Source organism: Synechococcus sp. R3-13, assembly GCF_047462195.1.
Classification (GTDB): domain Bacteria; phylum Cyanobacteriota; class Cyanobacteriia; order Thermostichales; family Thermostichaceae; genus Thermostichus.
Genome location: NZ_JANSIO010000380.1, coordinates 135 through 5,214, shown reverse-complemented (window position 1 = coordinate 5,214; position 5,080 = coordinate 135). Strand labels below are relative to the sequence as shown.

3 protein-coding genes are annotated in these 5,080 nt (G+C 60.9%); 2 read left to right on the top strand and 1 reads right to left on the bottom strand.

Features of this window, described 5'->3' with window-relative positions; all coding sequences use genetic code 11:
- Together NW856_RS11380 and NW856_RS11375 are read left to right on the top strand one after the other, a co-directional pair.
- Positions 1-3,697 (top strand): DNA-directed RNA polymerase subunit beta' (locus NW856_RS11380; RefSeq protein WP_414400348.1); only part of this gene is annotated, 3,697 nt, incomplete at its 5' end.
- The gene (locus NW856_RS11375; protein ID WP_414400346.1) at positions 3,678-4,400 is read left to right on the top strand and encodes a uracil-DNA glycosylase; all 723 of its coding nucleotides are present in this window, start codon (positions 3,678-3,680) and stop codon (positions 4,398-4,400) included. The genes NW856_RS11380 and NW856_RS11375, both read left to right, overlap by 20 nt.
- On the opposite strand, the gene tenA is transcribed toward NW856_RS11375, so the two are convergent.
- Positions 4,397-5,080 (bottom strand): thiaminase II (tenA, locus tag NW856_RS11370; RefSeq protein WP_414400345.1); only part of this gene is annotated, 684 nt, incomplete at its 5' end. The genes NW856_RS11375 and tenA overlap by 4 nt on opposite strands.

Sequence of the window (5,080 nt, the reverse complement as noted above, 5' to 3'; positions counted from 1 at the left end):
GGCAGCCGTCTCCATCAGCGTCGAAGATCTGCGCGTTCCCCCCAGCAAGCGGCAGTTGTTGGCGCAAGCGGAAGCCGAGATCGAGGCGGCCACCGAGCGCTACACCCGCGGGGAAATCACAGAGGTGGAGCGCTACCAAAAGGTGATCGACACCTGGAACCAGATCAACGACCAGATCAAGGAGGAGATGCTCAGCAACTTCCGCCAGAACGATCCCCTTAACTCCGTCTACATGATGGCCAACTCGGGGGCGAGGGGGAATGTCTCCCAGGTACGGCAGTTGGTGGGCATGCGCGGCCTGATGGCCAACCCACAGGGCGAGATCATCGATTTGCCCATCAAAACCAATTTCCGCGAGGGCCTGACCGTTACCGAGTACATCATCTCTTCCTATGGGGCCCGCAAGGGCTTGGTGGATACGGCCCTGCGCACCGCCGACTCTGGCTACCTCACCCGCCGCTTGGTGGATGTGTCTCAGGATGTGATCGTGCGGGAATCTGACTGCGGCACTGAGCAGGGCATCCTTCTGGAATACCTGATGGACGGGGACAAGGTGGTGGTGTCTCTGGAGGAGCGCTTGGTGGGCCGAGTGTTGGCGCGCGACGTGGTGCATCCACAAACCCAGGAGATCCTCGCCCGCCGCAACCAAGAAGTGGATCACGACTTGGCTAGAACCATTGCAGAGGCTGGCATCCGCCAGGTGATGGTGCGTTCTCCCCTCACCTGTGAAGCCAACCGCTCCGTGTGCCGGATGTGCTACGGCTGGAGCTTGGCCCACTCCCGCCTGGTGGATCTGGGGGAAGCAGTCGGGATCATCGCCGCCCAATCGATTGGGGAGCCGGGCACCCAGTTGACCATGCGCACCTTCCACACGGGAGGCGTGTTTACAGGGGAGGTGGCCCGCCAAATTCGCGCCCCCTTTGCGGGTGTGGTGCGGTTCCCGAAAAATCTGCGCACCCGCCCCTTCCGTACCCGCCACGGCGACGATGCCCTGCAGGTGGAAGTGAACAACCAAATCATCTTGGAAGGCCCAGACGGTCAACGGGAGTCCTTCGACATGACCCAGGGATCCACCCTGCTGGTGCGGGACGGAGCCCAGGTGCAGCGGGATCAGTTGATTGCAGAGGTGTCCCTGGCCAAGGCCAGCCGTAAGAGCACCGAGAAAGCCCAGAAAGAGGTGGTGGCCGACCTAGCCGGAGAAATTCGCTTTGCCGATCTGCCCATTGAAGAGAAGACCGACCGCCAGGGTAACACCACCTACACTGCCCAGCGGCAGGGATTGATCTGGGTGATGTCTGGACAGGTGTACAACCTGCCCCCAGGGGCCGAGCCGGTGGTGAAAAACGGGGATCGGGTGCAAGCGGGGGATGTAATCGCCGAAACCTCGCTGGTGACGGAGCATGGCGGCATTGTGCGGCTACCGGAGCGCAGCGACACCAGAAGTGGGCGCGAGGTGGAGATCATCAACGCTTCGGTGGTGTTGCGGGAAGCACGGGTACGGGTGGAATCCCACCAGGGGCGGGAACAGTTTTTGCTGGACACTTCCAGTGGGCAGACCTTTGTTCTCAAGGCTACTCCGGGCACCAAAGTGGGCAACGATGAGGTGGTGGCGGAGCTGATCGACAACCACTTCCGCAGTCAGACGGGAGGCTTGGTGAAGTTCGCCGGCATTGAGGTGGCACGGCGCGGCAAGGCCAAGCAAGGTTACGAAGTCATCCAGGGCGGCACCCTGCTGTGGATCCCAGAAGAGACCCACGAGGTGAACAAGGACATCTCCCTGCTGAACGTGGACGATGGCCAGTATGTGGAAGCAGGCACTGAGGTGGTGAAAGACATCTTTTGCCAGAATGCCGGTGTTGTCGAAGTCATCCAGAAGAACGACATCCTGCGGGAGATTGTCATCAAGCCGGGATCCCTGCATCTGGTGGACAACCCCGCCGACTTGGAAGTGAAAAGTGGCACCCTGATCCAGCCCGGGCAACAGGTGCTCAGCAGCATTGTTCCCGACCAACTGGTCTACTTGGAACAGGTGGAAACTCCCGAAGGCCCAGGCTTGCTGCTGCGTCCGGTGCAGGAGTACGAGATCCCCGACCGGCCCTTGGTGCCCACTCAAGAGTCCACCAGCGAGTCTGGCCGCTCCATTCGCCTGCGGGCGGTGCAGCGCGTTCCCTTCAAAGATGGGGAGCGGGTGAAGTCAGTAGGCCCTGTAGAACTCCTACGCACCCAACTGGTGCTGGAAATCGATACCGACGCCCCACAACTGAAGGCCGATATCGAGCTAATCCAAGACGAGAAGGATCCCGACATTCGCCGCCTGCAACTGGTGATTCTGGAAACCCTGTTGCTGCGCCGCGACGTGGAAGCGGATCTGACGCAGGGGAGTACCCACACGCGGCTGTTGGTGAGCGAAGGAGACTCCATCTCCAGGGGAGGTGTTATTGCCCGCACCGAAATCCAAGCCAAAAAGGCTGGGATCGTCCAAGGGATCCGCGAGGGAGCGGAGGTGGTACGGCGGGTGCTGGTGATTACCGACGACGATCTGGTGCAGGTGCCCCTGACAGGTTCAGCCAGCGTGGCGGTAGGGGCGCTGGTGCGGGCCGGAGATGAGCTGGCGCCTGGGATCCCTTCTCCACAGTCGGGACAGGTGATGCAGATAACGGACGGCCAAGTCCTGTTGCGGATGGCGCGGCCCTACTTGGTTTCTGCGGGTGCCATCCTGCAGGTACGAGATGGCGATCTGGTGCAGCGGGGGGATTCCCTGGCCCTCCTGGTGTTTGAGCGGGCCAAGACGGGGGACATCATCCAGGGTCTGCCGCGGATTGAGGAGCTGCTGGAGGCCCGCAAGCCCAAGGAAATGTGTGTTCTGGCCAAGCGGCCCGGCACCGTTCAACTGAGCTGGCGGGGAGAGGAGCCGGATTTGAAGGTCATCGAAGCCGATGGCACCGTTAGAGACTATCCTGGGCTGCCGGGGCAGAGCTTAATCGTGGTAGATGGACAGCCGGTGGGGGTGGGGGATCCCCTAACCGATGGCCCTGCCAACCCCCACGACCTCTTGGAGATCTACTACGAGTACCATCGCCAAACCTTGGGAGATGACCAAGCCGCACGGTTGGCTCTGCGGGAGGTGCAGCGCTTCTTTGTCAACGAAGTGCAGAACGTCTACCGCTCCCAGGGGGTGGAGATCTCTGACAAACACATTGAGATCGTGGTGCGCCAGATGACCTCCAAGGTGCGGGTGGATGATGGTGGCGACACCATCCTGTTGCCGGGGGAGCTGGTGGAGTTGCGGGAAATCCAGCAGATCAATGCCACCATGGCCATTACTGGAGGAGCGCCGGCCAAATACACGCCCGTCCTGCTGGGGATCACCAAGGCCAGCTTGAATACCGACAGCTTCATCTCAGCGGCCAGCTTCCAGGAAACCACCCGCGTGCTGACTGAGGCGGCCATTGAGGGCAAATCCGACTGGCTGCGCGGCTTGAAGGAAAACGTAATCATCGGGCGCTTGATCCCGGCAGGCACGGGCTTCACCACCTACGAGGAGATTGCCGCCGAGCCGGAGCCTGACGAAGAGGAGGAAGAGCCTGCGGTGTTGCCGGAGCTGCCGCCTCGTTTGATCTTGGAAGATGATCAATTGATCGACGATTCCACCCCTGCCTTCGACGAGCTAGAGGAGGATGACGACGAGGAGGAGTGAGGCGCTGGGTCTCCAGGATTGGGCCACTTTGCAAGCTGAAATCGTCAGTTGCTGCCGCTGCCCCCGCTTGGTGGCCTGGCGAGAGGCAGTCGCCCTTCAGAAGGTGGCCCGTTTTCGCGACCAGCTCTACTGGGGCCGACCGGTGCCAGGGTTCGGGGATACGCAGGCGCGGCTGTGGGTGATCGGGTTGGCACCGGCAGCTCATGGGGGCAACCGCACCGGGCGGGTGTTTGCCGGGGATCCCAGCGGGGACTGGCTGTTTCGCGCCCTGTACCGAGCCGGGTTTGCCAATCAGCCCACCTCTACCCACCGAGAGGATGGCCTGCAATTGCAGGATTGCTACATCTCGGCAGTGGTGCGCTGCGCTCCCCCAGACAATCGCCCCACCGTCACAGAAGCCAAGGCCTGCCTGAGCTACCTGAAACAAGAGCTGGAGCTGCTAACCCAGGTGCGAGTGATCCTGACGTTGGGGCATTTTGCCTTCCAACACGCTCTGACGCTCTTGCCACCTCTCAGGCCCCGTCCCCGCTTTGGCCACAACTGCGTTATTCCCCTGGCAGAGGGTCGCTATTTGCTGGCGTCTTACCATCCCAGCCGGCGCAACACGGCCACACGGCTGCTGACGGAGCCGATGTTGGATGCCGTTTTCGCGCAAGCCCAGCAGTTGCTGTCTGGTAAGCCAGCCCGACCGGCTGAGGATTAGGCGGGTTGCCAAGATTCGAGGCGATAGGCACTGTCCCAAAACAGCCATTCCAACCGGGAGGCAGTGACAAAAGCTGCCCTCATCTTTTCCCGCAGCGGTTCTGTAGCCTGCTGAGCGACGGAGTCGGTGATGTCCAAAGCCTGCTGCACCACTTGGGCAAATTCTTCCCCGGCGTAGGTGTCGATCCACTGTTGGTAGGGATTATCAGGCTGCGCGGTGCGATAGATGGTGGATCCCACCTCTCGGTAGATCCAAAAGCAGGGCAGCACAGCGGCAATGGCCACCTCATAGGGATCCACAGCCGCCGCAGCCAATAAAAAACGGGTATAGGTAAAACAAGCAGGAGCATAGGCCGTTTCGGGTTGAATGTCGTAGAGGCGAAAATAGCTTTCATGGAGGCTGCGTTCGGCCACAATGGCCCCTAGGGCAAAGTTCAAGAAACTCACCACCTGCTCAGCCCCTTCGGAACGAGCTCCGATCAAGGCCAGAGCGCGGGCAAAATCCGTGAGATAAAGAGCATCTTGCTGCAAATAAAACTGGAACCGCTGCCGCGATAGGCTGCCCGCTGCCAACTCTCGGTTGAAGGGGTGATCGAGGATTTGCTTGTAGATGGGCTGAATGGCTTGCCAAAGGTGGGCAGTAAAGGACTGGGGCATGGCGACCGTCTCTCGGCGTTTGGT

Bases quoted from the DNA above. Each gene is read 5' to 3' on its own strand.
- NW856_RS11375 (WP_414400346.1), top strand. From the start codon at position 3,678: ATGACGACGAGGAGGAGTGAGGCGCTGGGTCTCCAGGATTGGGCCACT.